This window comes from Enterobacter cloacae complex sp. I3 (assembly GCF_014896175.1).
GTDB lineage: Bacteria > Pseudomonadota > Gammaproteobacteria > Enterobacterales > Enterobacteriaceae > Enterobacter > Enterobacter bugandensis.
In genome coordinates this window covers 13,295-26,807 of the sequence record NZ_JADBQZ010000016.1, presented here as the reverse complement: position 1 = coordinate 26,807, position 13,513 = coordinate 13,295, and the positions used below count along the sequence as shown (strand labels likewise).

General features: G+C 56.5%; 13 protein-coding genes. 6 read left to right on the top strand and 7 right to left on the bottom strand.

The features are described from left to right. Positions 1–75 precede the first annotated feature (75 nt). Together malF and malG are read left to right on the top strand one after the other, a co-directional pair. Complete coding sequence (gene malF / locus IM271_RS13810) at positions 76–1,620, top strand: maltose ABC transporter permease MalF (RefSeq protein WP_193052749.1); 1,545 nt, start codon at positions 76–78, stop codon at positions 1,618–1,620. A 14-nt stretch (positions 1,621–1,634) separates the two neighbouring features. Continuing rightward, positions 1,635–2,525, top strand: coding sequence for a maltose ABC transporter permease MalG (gene malG / locus IM271_RS13805; protein WP_006810496.1), 891 nt, complete (start codon positions 1,635–1,637; stop codon positions 2,523–2,525). 96 nt (positions 2,526–2,621) lie between these two features. Here malG and psiE read toward each other — a convergent pair whose 3' ends face one another. Then, entirely contained in the window at positions 2,622–3,032 is a 411-nt protein-coding gene (gene psiE, locus IM271_RS13800; protein WP_000202963.1) for a phosphate-starvation-inducible protein PsiE, read from the bottom strand. A 96-nt stretch (positions 3,033–3,128) separates the two neighbouring features. On the opposite strand from psiE, the gene IM271_RS13795 reads away from it, so the two are divergent. After that, the gene (locus IM271_RS13795) at positions 3,129–3,581 is read left to right on the top strand and encodes an acyltransferase (protein ID WP_028015127.1); all 453 of its coding nucleotides are present in this window, start codon (positions 3,129–3,131) and stop codon (positions 3,579–3,581) included. 78 nt (positions 3,582–3,659) lie between these two features. Here IM271_RS13795 and IM271_RS13790 read toward each other — a convergent pair whose 3' ends face one another. The 5 genes from IM271_RS13790 to pgi form a co-directional block, all read right to left on the bottom strand. After that, complete coding sequence (locus IM271_RS13790; RefSeq protein WP_028015126.1) at positions 3,660–5,756, bottom strand: YjbH domain-containing protein; 2,097 nt, start codon at positions 5,754–5,756, stop codon at positions 3,660–3,662. Next, the gene (locus IM271_RS13785) at positions 5,753–6,493 is read right to left on the bottom strand and encodes a capsule biosynthesis GfcC D2 domain-containing protein (protein ID WP_193052748.1); all 741 of its coding nucleotides are present in this window, start codon (positions 6,491–6,493) and stop codon (positions 5,753–5,755) included. The genes IM271_RS13790 and IM271_RS13785 overlap by 4 nt, the downstream gene beginning before the upstream one ends. Beyond that, the gene (locus IM271_RS13780; protein WP_028015124.1) at positions 6,490–7,128 is read right to left on the bottom strand and encodes a YjbF family lipoprotein; all 639 of its coding nucleotides are present in this window, start codon (positions 7,126–7,128) and stop codon (positions 6,490–6,492) included. The genes IM271_RS13785 and IM271_RS13780 overlap by 4 nt, the downstream gene beginning before the upstream one ends. A 63-nt stretch (positions 7,129–7,191) precedes the next feature. After that, positions 7,192–7,434: an exopolysaccharide production protein YjbE gene (yjbE, locus tag IM271_RS13775; protein ID WP_013095034.1), complete on the bottom strand. Its 243-nt coding sequence runs from the start codon at positions 7,432–7,434 to the stop codon at positions 7,192–7,194. A gap of 366 nt (positions 7,435–7,800) precedes the next feature. Then, positions 7,801–9,450, bottom strand: a complete 1,650-nt coding sequence (gene pgi / locus IM271_RS13770; RefSeq protein ID WP_193052747.1) for a glucose-6-phosphate isomerase — start codon at positions 9,448–9,450, stop codon at positions 7,801–7,803. Between the two features lie 374 nt (positions 9,451–9,824). Here pgi and lysC point away from each other — a divergent pair, with 374 nt between their 5' ends. The 3 genes from lysC (at position 9,825) to IM271_RS13755 (ending at position 12,535) form a co-directional block, all read left to right on the top strand. Then, entirely contained in the window at positions 9,825–11,174 is a 1,350-nt protein-coding gene (gene lysC, locus IM271_RS13765) for a lysine-sensitive aspartokinase 3 (RefSeq protein WP_041911575.1), read from the top strand. A 93-nt stretch (positions 11,175–11,267) separates the two neighbouring features. Beyond that, complete coding sequence (gene panS / locus IM271_RS13760; protein ID WP_063943940.1) at positions 11,268–12,212, top strand: ketopantoate/pantoate/pantothenate transporter PanS; 945 nt, start codon at positions 11,268–11,270, stop codon at positions 12,210–12,212. Positions 12,213–12,262: 50 nt separating this feature from the next. Then, positions 12,263–12,535: a DUF3811 domain-containing protein gene (locus IM271_RS13755; protein ID WP_003860346.1), complete on the top strand. Its 273-nt coding sequence runs from the start codon at positions 12,263–12,265 to the stop codon at positions 12,533–12,535. On the opposite strand, the gene rluF is transcribed toward IM271_RS13755, so the two are convergent. Continuing rightward, positions 12,536–13,408 (bottom strand): 23S rRNA pseudouridine(2604) synthase RluF, encoded by an 873-nt coding sequence (gene rluF / locus IM271_RS13750; protein ID WP_022646725.1) that lies wholly within the window; start codon positions 13,406–13,408, stop codon positions 12,536–12,538. Positions 13,409–13,513: the final 105 nt, after the last annotated feature.

The following is a 13,513-nucleotide window of genomic DNA, read 5'->3' as shown; positions in this document are numbered from 1 at the left end:
ACGGCACGATCCGTAGGTCAGGTAAGCGCAGCGCCACCTGACGAAAAGTTTCCACCGTTGTAGAGGAAGAACCCCATGGATGTCATTAAAAAGAAGCACTGGTGGCAAAGCGACGCGCTGAAGTGGTCAGCGATCGGTCTGCTGTGTCTGCTGGTGGGTTACCTTGTTGTTTTAATGTACGTACAAGGGGAATATCTGTTCGCCATCATGACGCTGATCTTAAGCTCTGCTGGCCTGTATATTTTCGCCAACCGTAAAGCCTATGCCTGGCGCTATGTCTACCCGGGCGTGGCCGGGATGGGGCTGTTTGTCCTGTTCCCGCTGATCTGCACCATCGCCATTGCGTTCACCAACTACAGCAGCACCAACCAGCTCGCGCAGGAGCGCGCCACTCAGGTGCTTCTGGATCGCTCTTATCAGGCGGGTAAAACCTTTAACTTCGGCCTGTATCCTGCAGGTGACGAGTGGAAGTTAGCGCTCACTGACGGTGAGAGCGGCAAAAACTATCTTTCCGACGCGTTCAAATTTGGCGGCGAGCAGAAGCTGATCTTAAAAGAGGCCGCGGCCCTGCCGGAGGGTGAACGTGCGAACCTGCGTATCATTACCCAGAATCGCCAGGCGCTGACCCAGCTCACCGCCGTGCTGCCCGATGAAAGCAAAGTGACCATGAGCTCGCTGCGCCAGTTCTCCGGCACGCAGCCGCTTTATACCCTGGCGGATGACGGCACGCTGACCAACAACCAGAGCGGCGTGAAGTACCGTCCGAATAACGACATTGGTTTCTATCAGTCTATAAATGCCGATGGCAAATGGGGTGATGACAAGCTCAGCCCTGGCTATACCGTCACCATCGGCTGGGACAACTTTACCCGCGTGTTTACCGACGAAGGTATCCAGAAACCGTTCTTCGCCATCTTCGTCTGGACGGTGGTCTTCTCGGTGCTGACGGTGATCCTGACCGTTGCCGTAGGCATGGTGCTGGCCTGCCTCGTGCAGTGGGAGTCCCTGAAAGGCAAAGCGATTTACCGCGTGCTGCTGATTCTGCCTTACGCCGTACCGTCGTTTATCTCGATTCTGATTTTCAAAGGGCTGTTTAACCAGAGCTTCGGTGAAATCAACATGATGCTGAGCGCGCTGTTCGGTATCAAACCGGCCTGGTTCAGCGACCCGACCACCGCCCGCTCGATGATTATCATCGTCAACACCTGGCTGGGCTATCCGTACATGATGATCCTGTGCATGGGGCTGCTGAAGGCGATTCCGGACGATCTGTATGAAGCCTCGGCGATGGACGGCGCGGGTCCGTTCCAGAACTTCTTTAAAATTACGCTGCCGCTGCTTATTAAGCCGCTGACGCCGCTGATGATTGCCAGCTTCGCCTTTAACTTTAATAACTTCGTGCTGATTCAGCTGTTGACCAACGGCGGCCCGGACCGTCTCGGCACCACCACGCCGGCAGGCTATACCGACCTGCTCGTGAGCTACACCTACCGTATCGCCTTTGAAGGCGGCGGCGGCCAGGACTTTGGTCTGGCGGCGGCGATTGCCACCCTGATCTTCCTGCTGGTTGGCGCTCTGGCGATTGTGAACCTGAAAGCCACACGTATGAAATTTGATTAAGGAGGGCACTGAACATGGCAATGGTACAACCCAAATCTCAGAAGCTGCGCCTCCTCGCGACGCACTTAGGCCTGCTGATTTTCATCGCGGCCATCATGTTCCCGCTGCTGATGGTTATCGCCATCTCCCTGCGTTCGGGTAACTTTGCGACCGGGAGCCTGATCCCGGATGAAATCTCCTGGGAGCACTGGAAGCTCGCGCTGGGCTTCAGCGTGGAGCACGCCGATGGCCGCGTCACCCCGCCGCCGTTCCCGGTGCTGCTGTGGCTGTGGAACTCGGTGAAGGTAGCAACCATCACCGCGATCGGCATCGTGACGCTCTCCACCACCTGTGCTTATGCCTTCGCCCGCATGCGTTTCCCGGGCAAAGCAACGCTGCTGAAAGGCATGCTGATTTTCCAGATGTTCCCGGCGGTGCTGTCGCTGGTGGCGCTGTATGCCCTGTTTGACCGTCTGGGCCAGTACGTGCCGTTTATCGGCCTGAATACCCACGGCGGCGTGATCTTTGCCTATCTTGGCGGTATCGCCCTGCATGTGTGGACCATTAAAGGCTATTTCGAAACCATCGACGGCTCGCTGGAAGAGGCGGCGTCGCTGGATGGAGCTACCCCGTGGCAGGCGTTCCGTCTGGTGCTGCTGCCGCTGTCAGTGCCGATTCTGGCGGTGGTGTTTATCCTGTCGTTTATCGCGGCGATCACCGAAGTACCGGTCGCCTCATTGTTACTGCGCGATGTGAACAGCTACACCCTGGCCGTAGGTATGCAGCAATACCTCAACCCGCAAAACTACCTGTGGGGCGACTTTGCCGCGGCGGCCGTACTGTCTGCCATCCCGATTACCGTGGTGTTCCTGCTGGCCCAGCGCTGGCTGGTGAATGGCCTGACGGCGGGCGGCGTGAAAGGTTAAGTTTCATCTGTTATGCCACTGCAACCCTCAACTTTAGACGTATTGTATTGACCCAACTTGTGACTGTTGTTAGGCGGCCTCCGGGCCGCCATTTTTTTATTCGCGTTTCAGCCGCTTCGAGTTACACAGCCAAAGGGTGATCACCAGCAGCAGGATCGCCGCCGAGTAGATCAGCACGTCGAGCGGGGATTTATGATCGACAATGATCAGCCGCACAATGGCGGTGATGCCAATGTAAACAAAATAGCGCAGCGGGAAGTGAAAGCCGGACTGGAAGTACTTCACAATCAGGGCGATAAATTCAAAGTAGAGAAAGTAGACCACCAGGCCTTCCACCAGCGCATATTTGCTGGTTTGCTCAGGGGCGAACAGCACATCCGCCAGATGCACCGTCTCTTTGCCGAGAAAGACGACCAGGATCAGGCCAAGGCTCAGCAGACCGAGGTTCAGCACGGTCTGGAGTATCGTTGAGATAAACTCAACGCGCGGGCGAGTCAGGGATGTCATACAGCACCTCATTCTCCAGGACGAGATTCCTGTATAACGCAAAAATGTGACGGGGATCTATATTTTTTAATTATGTTTTATGTAGGGAGGTAACCGATGGATCGTAAACCAACCGGGGTTCGCAACGTGACGTGCGGCGACAATGTGACCGTATATGAACCCACTAATCTTTACGACTGTGTACTGGGCAACGGCGTGTTCGTCGGCCCGTTTGTTGAAATTCAGGGCAATTCGCGCATCGGTGACGACAGCAAAATTCAGTCGCACACCTTCATCTGTGAGTATGTGACCATCGGTAAGCGTTGCTTTGTTGGCCATGGCGTGATGTTTGCGAACGATATGTTTCGTGAGGGGAAACCGAACGCCGACCGGACCAGCTGGGGCCACATTACCATCGGAAATGATGTGTCGATTGGCAGCGGTGCCACCATCCTGGCGGTCTCCATTTGCGACGGAGCGGTGATTGGGGCGGGAAGCGTGGTGACGAAATCGATCGTCGAGAAAGGTGTCTATGCCGGGAACCCGGCGAGGCTGCTACGCCGCTTGTGATTCGCCCGGAGGCGCTGCGCTTACCGGGCCTACAAAAACCGTAGGCCGGGCAAACGCAGTGCCGCCCGGCGTGAAGCATCAGCGGAAGTTAATGTTCTTATCGCTGGTCATGTCGTACAGCTGGAACTTACGCCCAAGCTGCTGGCCGCCATCACGCGTCAGCGGTGTCCAGCCCACTGCCGCACGGCTGCGGGTCGGACCGGATGAGAACAGATCCAGCGGAATCGACACGTAGACCCCTTTGGTGAAGTCCCCTTCCCCGTACTCGTCCGGCGAGACGTTGGTGATGGTGGCGTAGCCGCCCACCACGACGCCGCTGTCGAAGTGTTTGGAGATATCCAGCGTGCCGCCCTTGTCGCCCGCCAGATACTGGCCGACGCTGGCTTTCACCAGCACGTCCTGCGCGAACGAAGGCGTCCAGTAGGCGGTCAGGTGGCCGGTTTTGACGCTGTAGTCGGTGAACTTCATCATGTCCTGCGCGCTGCGCCAGTCACGCTGCTTAACGTAGTTGGCATCAATCCCGAACGCCCAGTTGCTGTCGACGGGACGATACAGCACCTCCGCCCCCGCGCCACCAAACATGGTTTCCAGATAGCCACCGTAAACCTGGCCGTAGAAACCGTTGCCGAAGTACTGGAAGTAGTTGGCCTGCAGGTTATTCACGTAGACATCGTTCTGCACGTATTCACGCACGCGGGTACGCACGCGCGGCAGCTTCGAGTCGTTCGGCGGGTTCGTGTAGTTAAACTTGTCGTAGTTGTTCGCAATGTTGCCGAACAGGCTGCCGGTGGTCAGCAGGTGGTCGGTGACCCACAGATCCGCCGTCGCCATCGCACCCAGCTGATACATGTAGAAGTTTTCCGGCCCGCCGACGGACTGGTTCAGTACCGGATCGATGTGGAAATCAAAGCGCGATTTATCGATATACCAGCCCTGCTCGGTGGTTTCCGGCACGATCGGCTCTACGCGTTTTTGCACCAGCTCGGTTTCATGCCCGAGCGGTTCGCCTTCAAGATGGCGCTTGAGGCTGGCGACATCGGTTTCGGTGGTGACCTGCGGCAGATTCAGGCGGTTCTCCGTCACGCGGATCGTGCGGATCCCGTCCGGGAGATCGTTCATCACGATCCGGTTGGCGCGTTCGATTCCTTCCCGCGAGTCGCGGTATTTCACCTGCTCGCCGGTGACGTACAGCGTATCGCCTTTCACCTGAATTTTCGGATCGGCCAGACCGGCGTTGTATTTCAGCAGGGTCAGCTGGTTTGCCACCACGGAGTGCTGCAGAATCGCATCCTGCGGCTCCGGCCGATAGGCAGGCCGCGCGTTATCGTTGTAGTGCGGCCGCATGTCGTTAAAGTTAGTGCGCAGCGTGAAGCCAAACATCACCGTGTTGCCGCGCTCGTAGCTGAGGTTAACGTCGGCCCAGTCGGTGACGCGATAAATGGCGCCGACGTTAAACTTGCTCTTCTGCTCAATCTTCCCGGCGAAGTCCTGCGAGTAGTCGTTTCCTTCGTACTCCAGCTTCAGGCGCAGCGGCTGCCACGGCGTCTGGTATTCCACGCCGCCGAACAGCGAGGCCGGGCCGTGGAACATCTGGTCGCCGTTGATGGAACCGGCTTTCTTGTAGCTGTTATCGCGGTAGCAGTATTTGTCACTGTAGGTACAGAACGGGTTTTTAACGTTGCCGCTGGTGCCGAGATAGCCCCAGCCAAGACCGAGAGAAAAATCAAACGGTCCCCAGGCCTTGCTGGCCACGATGTATTCCGCGTCGAACAGGCCGGTACCGCCGATATCTTTTGCACCCACGGAGACCTGCGGCATCCAGTAGCTCTCTTCCCACAGGCGCAGCTTGACGTCGAAGGCTTTATCTTTGTAGGTCTGATCGCCGGAGAAGGCGTCGACGCTGCTGTACTGTTTCGTACGCACGTCGGTGTAGCGCAGCGTGGTTTCAAGCCACGGGAAAAGCTGTACGGAGGCGGAATAGTAGCGATACTGGTCGTTATCGCGGTAGTTCAGGCTAATTTCCCCTTCACGCGCCATGCGCGCGGTAGGCGTTTGCAGTAAACCGACGCCGCCGAAGTCTGACTGAGACGGACCAACAGGTGCCGGATACGTTTCTGCATGGCAGGCGGCGCTTACGCAGAGCGCCAGCATGCTGTAGAGATAGGTTCTTTTCATTCTTCCGGTATCCGCTGTGTCAGGGAGTGAAGGATATCGGCGTTAAGCCCGTCATATGCCTTCGTCCAGAAATGGTCGGCAAAACCGACAAAAATGATGCTGCCCGGCATGGGTTCGATATGGCGTTTATTCCAGTACGCCACCGGCGCTTTTTGCGTATGCCCGTCTGGATAAATAATCCATGCGTAGCTGTTATCCGCGCCGCTCAGCAGGCTTTGTTCGTCGAGATAGCTCGCCACGTCGCGACCGGGCGTAAAGGGCTTTTTACCGGGGCTGCTGATAAGCCCCATCACGGTCACCGTCGTCGGCTTCACCGGAAGCCAGAGGGTGTACTCCCCTTCAAGCGTGGGGTTGCCCTTTTCAGTGACGCGCACTTCATCTGGATCAAGATTGACTTTCTGGCGGCCTGTCACCTTCAGCGCCTGAAGCTGCTGGCGAACGCTGTTAATGGCCGCGGCATCGTCGCCGTCTTCCTGCTCCGCCAGGCTCGTCAGGCGGGCCAGCAGGGCACGGTGTTCCTGCTCCGCCTTAACCGTCGCCTGACGCTCGCCGATCACCGCTCCCGGCCACCAGCTTTTGGCAAGCCTTGGCTGCCCGACGAGATCGAGCAGATGCTCGGCGTTGGTTAAGGTTTTGGGTTTTTCACTGTCCGGCGTGTAGACCTTTACCGTTCCTGCAGACCACGCGAGCGGCGCGGCAAGGCTGGCGAGAAGCGCAGCGTGGATGAGCGTTTTCATGATTTCGCCGCCTTGATCAGGGTGGTTTTCACCGGGAAGAAACCGGCACCGAGATACTGCAAGGACTGACGGATCTGCCCATCCTCGTCGATCCAGAAGCGGTTATGCCAGGTGGCCTGGTCGGTTGTCACCTTCTCATCCAATACGCGCACCTGAGTTTCGTCGCTGCCGACTTTCACGTTGTCCGTACCGTCCCAGCGGAAGGTGGAGCGGGCCGTGGCGTAGCGCACCTGCTTATGCTCGGTCCAGCCCATCGTGCGCGTCCAGCTTGCGCCGTCGACGATCTGATTTGGCTTGATGAGCGGGTCTTCGGCGAGATTATTCACCTCGAGCAAGTTGTCGCCGCCGAGCAGCGTTTTCACGATTCGGGCATGCTGCGTGACGATGGTGGCCTGATCCTGCGTCACCCATTTCTGCTGCCCGTTTTCATCGAAAGCGAGCACCACAAACAGCTGCGGGCCATCGTTTAGCTGCATGTACTGGCTGGCGTACGGCATGTTCTGAAGTTCGTCATCGGTCAGATGAACGCCCGGCGTGCCGAACAGGCTTTCCCACAGTGAATGTCCCAGCCCTTTGGTGGTGGCTGAGCACGCCTGCAACAGCAGGCAAATCAGAATGATTGCAGGTCGCTTCACGACTCTTCTCCGAAGGGGCGAAATAACCACACCGAAGTGTGGTTATGATTAAAACACCCTGTATTACTGGGTGCTGGTTGTCGTAGTGGTCGTGGTTCCGGTATTGGAGCCATCACCGCCACCGGTTGCCGCCAGCGCGACACCCACGGCTGAACTTACGGTGCTGGTGCTGGCTGCGGTAGAACTTCCCGCAGACGCAGACGTCGCTGCCGACCCTGCTGCTTCCCCGACCTGGACCGGAGCTGCATAGACAGACGTCGCCGCAAGTGCAGATATGGCAAAAATGCCATACAGTACTTTCTTCATAACAATTTCCCTTCAATGAATGAATGGAGATTTGCCCGAAAAGAAATTCAGGCGGAATCGAGTATACACAACTACAGCAGAGGGTTTACCGTGGGGGGAAATAGGGGGATGGTTTTCGGACTAATGGATAAAACAGAAACGAAAAACAAATATTTGGAATAAATAATCGATGAAAATCAATAAATTATAATATATCCTTATTATCTTAGCTCTACGTATTTTCTTAAAATAAACCGCAGCAATTAGCAGGTTAACCGCCTTTTTCAGATTAAACTCAGAGTCAGAATTTGAGTTAACTAACAGACATCAGGAATTATCCGATAAAAAAATGCCGGCATATCGCCGGCATTTTTCATGACATATTAATTACGCACGCCATGCTTTATAACGGTTAATCAAACCATTGGTGGAGCTGTCGTGGCTGTCGATGGCTTTATCGTCACCCAGCTCTGGCAGAATGCGGTTTGCCAGCTGTTTGCCCAGCTCAACGCCCCACTGGTCAAAGGTGAAGATGTTCAGGATCGCGCCCTGGGTGAAGATCTTGTGCTCGTACAGCGCAATCAGCGCGCCCAGGCTGAACGGGGTGATTTCGCGCAGCAGGATGGAGTTGGTTGGACGGTTGCCTTCGAACACTTTGAATGGCACAACGTGCTCCAGCGTGGCCGGATCTTTACCCTGGTCACGGTATTCCTGCTCAACCACTTCGCGGGATTTACCGAACGCCAGCGCTTCGGTCTGTGCGAAGAAGTTAGACAACAGCTTCGGATGGTGGTCGGAAAGCGGGTTGTGCGTGATCGCCGGGGCGATGAAATCGCACGGTACCATTTTGGTACCCTGGTGAATCAGCTGGTAGAACGCATGCTGGCCGTTGGTGCCCGGCTCGCCCCAGATGATCGGGCCAGTCTGGTAATCCACCGCGTTGCCGTTACGGTCAACGTACTTACCGTTGGATTCCATGTTGCCCTGCTGGAAGTAGGCCGCAAAACGGTGCATGTACTGGTCGTACGGCAGGATCGCTTCGGTTTCAGCGCCGAAGAAGTTGTTGTACCAGATACCGATCAGCGCCAGCAGCACCGGCAGGTTTTTCTCAGGGGCGGTGGTGGAGAAGTGTTTGTCCATCGCATGCGCGCCGGAGAGCAGCTCAACGAAGTTGTCGAAGCCTACGGACAGGATGATGGACAGACCGATTGCAGACCACAGAGAGTAGCGGCCGCCAACCCAGTCCCAGAACTCGAACATGTTCGCCGTATCGATGCCAAACTCGCCTACCGCTTTACCGTTGGTGGAGAGCGCCGCAAAGTGTTTCGCCACGTGCTTTTCGTCGCCCGCGGTTTTCAGGAACCAGTCGCGCGCGCTGTGGGCGTTGGTCATGGTTTCCTGGGTGGTGAAGGTTTTAGACGCCACCAGGAACAGGGTAGTTTCCGGGTTTACGTTCTTCAGCACTTCGGCGATGTGGGTTCCATCGACGTTAGAGACAAAGTGCATGTTGAGGTGGTTTTTGTACGGGCGCAGGGCTTCGGTCACCATGAACGGGCCGAGGTCAGAGCCGCCGATACCGATGTTCACCACGTCGGTGATCGCTTTGCCGGTGTAGCCTTTCCAGCTGCCGGAGATGATCGCTTCGGAGAAGGTTTTCATCTTTTCCAGCACCGCGTTCACTTCCGGCATCACATCTTTGCCGTCAACGATGATTGGCGTATTGCTACGGTTTCGCAGCGCCACGTGCAGCACGGCACGGTCTTCGGTGCGGTTGATCTTCTCGCCGGAGAACATGGATTTGATGGCGTCGGCCAGCTCGGTCTCTTTCGCCAGATCCTGCAGTTTTGCCAGCGTCTCTTCGGTAATGCGGTTCTTGGAGAAATCCACCAGCATGAGGTCATCGAAGGTCGCGGAGAACTTAGTGAAACGATCGGCATCTTTCGCGAACAGATCCGCGATGGTGACGTCTTTCATTTTATCATAATGTTTCTGGAGTGCCTGCCAGGCAGCGGTCTGCGTTGGGTTGATGTTTTTCATTAGCAATACTCTTCTGATTTGAGAATTGTGACTGCGGTCGATTGTAGCGCCTGCAAATAAAAATTGTGATGGTTTTTATGCCATTGCCCTGGTCTGCATCAAACGCAGGTGAAAAGACCCGAAAAGTATAGCTGCTGTCGCGCCCTTCCGGCGTGGCGAAATGTCGGTCAAAAGGGGGTAAAAAGGAGCATAAAATATGGGCCTGTTATAAGTCCTGTTTCTCAGGGGTACCCCCCCATAAAAAATCCGCATAATCCCAGCATTGACAGGACCTCCCCCGCATTTTATTTATAGGGCCGTATTTTGCGCCTGCACCTGTTTTCGTTTCATTCTTGTGCCAAGGTCGCTTATTCATTCCCTGACACGAGGTTGTTATGACGAGTTTTGTGGTCGCCAAGTTTGGCGGCACCAGTGTGGCCGATTACGATGCCATGAACCGCAGCGCCGATGTGGTGCTGGCCGATCCGAATACCCGCCTGGTGGTGCTCTCTGCATCCGCCGGCGTGACGAACCTGCTGGTTTCTCTGTCTGAAGGACTGGAAGCGACAGAACGTTTCGTGAAGCTGGATGCACTGCGCAAAATTCAGTTCGACATTCTTGAACGTCTGCAAAACCCGAACGTTATTCGTGAGGAGGTGGAGCGTCTGCTGGAAAATATCACCACCCTGGCAGAAGCGGCGTCCCTGGCCACCTCTACCGCCCTGACCGATGAACTGGTCAGCCACGGTGAATTGATGTCTACCCTGCTGTTCGTTGAAATTATGCGCGAGCGTAACGTTCAGGCGCAGTGGTTTGACGTGCGTAAAGTGATGCGCACCAGCGATCGTTTTGGGCGCGCCGAACCGGACGTTGAGATGCTGGCCGAGCTCACCAACCAGCAGCTGGCGCCGCGCCTGGCAGAAGGCATGGTGATCACCCAGGGCTTTATCGGCAGCGAAGCGAAAGGACGCACGACCACGCTTGGCCGTGGCGGCAGCGATTACACCGCCGCGCTGCTGGGCGAAGCCCTGCACGCAACGCGCGTGGATATCTGGACTGACGTGCCGGGTATTTACACCACCGATCCGCGCGTCGTTTCCGCGGCAAAACGTATTGACGTGATTGCCTTTGAAGAAGCGGCGGAAATGGCCACCTTCGGCGCGAAAGTGCTGCACCCGGCAACGCTGCTGCCCGCCGTGCGCAGCGATATTCCGGTCTTCGTTGGCTCCAGTAAAGATCCAAAAGCGGGCGGGACGCTGGTCTGCAAGAAAACCGAGAACCCGCCGCTGTTCCGCGCGCTGGCCCTGCGCCGCCGCCAGACGCTGGTCACGCTGCACAGCCACAATATGCTGCACTCCCGCGGCTTCCTGGCGGAAGTGTTTGGCATCCTCGCGCGCCATAACATCTCTGTAGATTTGATTACCACCTCCGAGGTGAGCATTGCGCTGACGCTGGACACCACCGGCTCCACCTCCACCGGCGACACCCTGCTGACGCAGTCGCTGCTGATTGAGCTGTCTGAGCTGTGCCGCGTGGAGGTCGAAGAAGACCTGGCGCTGGTGGCCATCATCGGTAACAAGCTGTCTCGCGCCTGCGGCGTGGGCAAAGAGGTGTTCGGCGTGCTTGACCCGTTCAACATCCGCATGATCTGCTACGGTGCCTCCAGCTATAACCTTTGCTTCCTGGTCCCTGCCGATCAGGCCGAGCAGGTGGTGCAGAAACTTCATCAGAATTTGTTTGAATAAAATTCGTTAGCACGATAAACAATACCTATAAGCCGGGCACAGACCCGGCTTTTTCATAACTAAACAACACGACAATACTGCAAGGAATTCACTATGTTATCCGTTATCACCCGGCTGTTCCCGCTATGGGCGCTGCTGCTCTCCGTACTCGCGTATTACACCCCTACCACGTTCACGGGCATTGGTCCGTGGGTCACCACGCTGCTGATGCTGATTATGTTCGGCATGGGCGTGCACCTGAAAATCGACGATTTTAAACGCGTGCTGTCGCGCCCGGCGCCGGTGGCAGCAGGGATCTTCCTGCACTACCTGGTGATGCCGCTCGCGGCCTGGCTGCTGGCGATGGCCTTTAAGATGCCGCCGGACCTTTCCGCCGGGATGGTGCTGGTGGGCAGCGTCGCCAGCGGTACGGCATCTAACGTGATGATCTATCTGGCGAAAGGTGACGTGGCGCTCTCCGTGACCATCTCTTCGGTATCCACGCTGGTGGGCGTGATTGCCACACCGCTGTTAACCCGCCTGTACGTGGACGCGCATATTCAGGTGGACGTGATGGGCATGCTGCTCAGCATTCTGCAGATTGTGGTGATCCCGATTGCGCTGGGGCTGGTCATTCACCATCTGTTCCCACGCGTGGTGAAAGCGGTTGAGCCGTACCTGCCCGCGTTTTCGATGGTCTGCATTCTGGCGATCATCAGCGCCGTGGTGGCTGGTTCCGCGTCGCACATTGCCTCGGTGGGCTTTGTGGTGATCGTCGCGGTGGTGCTGCATAACACCATTGGCCTGCTGGGCGGCTACTGGGGCGGGAAGCTGTTTGGCTTTGACGAGTCCACCTGCCGCACGCTGGCAATCGAGGTAGGCATGCAGAACTCCGGCCTGGCAGCGGCGCTGGGTAAAATTTACTTCTCACCGCTGGCGGCCCTGCCGGGCGCGCTGTTCTCCGTCTGGCACAACCTGTCCGGCTCGCTGCTGGCGGGCTACTGGTCCGGTAAACCGATTGATGAGCAACCGAAAAAAGATGCGCTGAAGCAGGGTTAATTGACGCGGCTTGCTTTACACTGAAGCCTCCCCATCAGGAGGCTTCAGCAATGGCTACACCACGATTGACCCAGAAAGACATGACGGAAGCCGAGCAGCGAGAACTTAAAACGCTTCTCGACCGCGCCCGCATCGCCCATGGCCGCACGCTGACGAACGCCGAAACCAATCAGGTTAAAAAAGAGTATATCGACAAGCTGATGGCGCAACGTGAGGCTGCGGCGAAAAAAGCCCGCAAGCTGAAAAAAGAGCAGGCTTATAAGCCGGATGCAGAGGCGACCTTTTCCTGGTCCGCCAATACATCAACCCGTGGAAGGCGCTAATCAGCGCCCTTTCTTTTTGCGACCCGGCTGGGTAAAGCGTTTTCCGTTACCCGGCTTGCCCCGCCCTTTCTCTTCCGCCTGCGGTGCCTTCACCACCGGACGTTTAATCGCCTGCGTTTTCGGTTTGGCTTTGGCTTTCGGCTTCGCTTCGGACGAGGAGTTTTCGATAAGCTTGAACAGCTCGATCAGCTCGTCGTCCGTTAGGTCACGCCACTCGCCCAGCGGGATCCCGGACAGGCTGACGTTCATGATGCGCGTACGTTCCAGCTTCGTCACTTCATAACCAAAATACTCGCACATGCGGCGGATCTGGCGGTTCAGGCCCTGCACCAGCGTGATACGGAACGCAAACGGCGCTTCTTTTTTGACCTTGCACTTCTTCGTCACGGTGCCCAGAATCGGCACGCCTGCGCCCATGCCGCGGATAAATTCGTCCGTCACCGGCTTGTTCACCGTAACGATATACTCTTTCTCGTGGTCGTTACCGGCACGCAGAATTTTGTTCACCAGGTCGCCGTGGTTGGTGAGGAAAATCAGCCCCTGAGAGTCTTTATCCAGGCGACCAATCGGGAAGATACGGCTGCTGTGGTTCACGAAATCAACGATGTTGTCCCGCTCACCGTCTTCGGTGGTGCTGACAATCCCAACCGGTTTGTTCAACGCGATAAACACCAGGTCTTCTGCATCACGCGGTTCGATGACCTGACCATTTACTTTAACCACATCGCCAGGGACCACCTGGTCACCGATGGTGGCGCGTTTGCCGTTGAGGAACACGTTACCTTGTTCAATGTAACGGTCAGCCTCGCGACGTGAGCAGATCCCGCTCTCGCTAATGTACTTGTTTAATCGGGTTGATTGAGTTGGCAGCATAGTTTCTCCTGTGAAGGGCGAAATATACCTTAGGTATGGACTGGAAAAAAAGATTAGCCGACGGTAACTGAGACGGGTTTTTAAGTTTGCGAGACGCTTTCAGGA

What these genes read in the sequence shown, in the direction of transcription:
- lysC (WP_041911575.1), top strand. Translation starts at nt 9,825, where the DNA reads ATGACGAGTTTTGTGGTCGCCAAGTTTGGCGGCACCAGTGTGGCCGAT.
- IM271_RS13785 (WP_193052748.1), bottom strand. Translation starts at nt 6,493, where the DNA reads ATGAAAACGCTCATCCACGCTGCGCTTCTCGCCAGCCTTGCCGCGCCG.
- yjbE (WP_013095034.1), bottom strand. Translation starts at nt 7,434, where the DNA reads ATGAAGAAAGTACTGTATGGCATTTTTGCCATATCTGCACTTGCGGCG.
- rluF (WP_022646725.1), bottom strand. Translation starts at nt 13,408, where the DNA reads ATGCTGCCAACTCAATCAACCCGATTAAACAAGTACATTAGCGAGAGC.
- panS (WP_063943940.1), top strand. Translation starts at nt 11,268, where the DNA reads ATGTTATCCGTTATCACCCGGCTGTTCCCGCTATGGGCGCTGCTGCTC.
- IM271_RS13790 (WP_028015126.1), bottom strand. Translation starts at nt 5,756, where the DNA reads ATGAAAAGAACCTATCTCTACAGCATGCTGGCGCTCTGCGTAAGCGCC.
- psiE (WP_000202963.1), bottom strand. Translation starts at nt 3,032, where the DNA reads ATGACATCCCTGACTCGCCCGCGCGTTGAGTTTATCTCAACGATACTC.
- malF (WP_193052749.1), top strand. Translation starts at nt 76, where the DNA reads ATGGATGTCATTAAAAAGAAGCACTGGTGGCAAAGCGACGCGCTGAAG.
- malG (WP_006810496.1), top strand. Translation starts at nt 1,635, where the DNA reads ATGGCAATGGTACAACCCAAATCTCAGAAGCTGCGCCTCCTCGCGACG.
- pgi (WP_193052747.1), bottom strand. Translation starts at nt 9,450, where the DNA reads ATGAAAAACATCAACCCAACGCAGACCGCTGCCTGGCAGGCACTCCAG.
- IM271_RS13755 (WP_003860346.1), top strand. Translation starts at nt 12,263, where the DNA reads ATGGCTACACCACGATTGACCCAGAAAGACATGACGGAAGCCGAGCAG.
- IM271_RS13795 (WP_028015127.1), top strand. Translation starts at nt 3,129, where the DNA reads ATGGATCGTAAACCAACCGGGGTTCGCAACGTGACGTGCGGCGACAAT.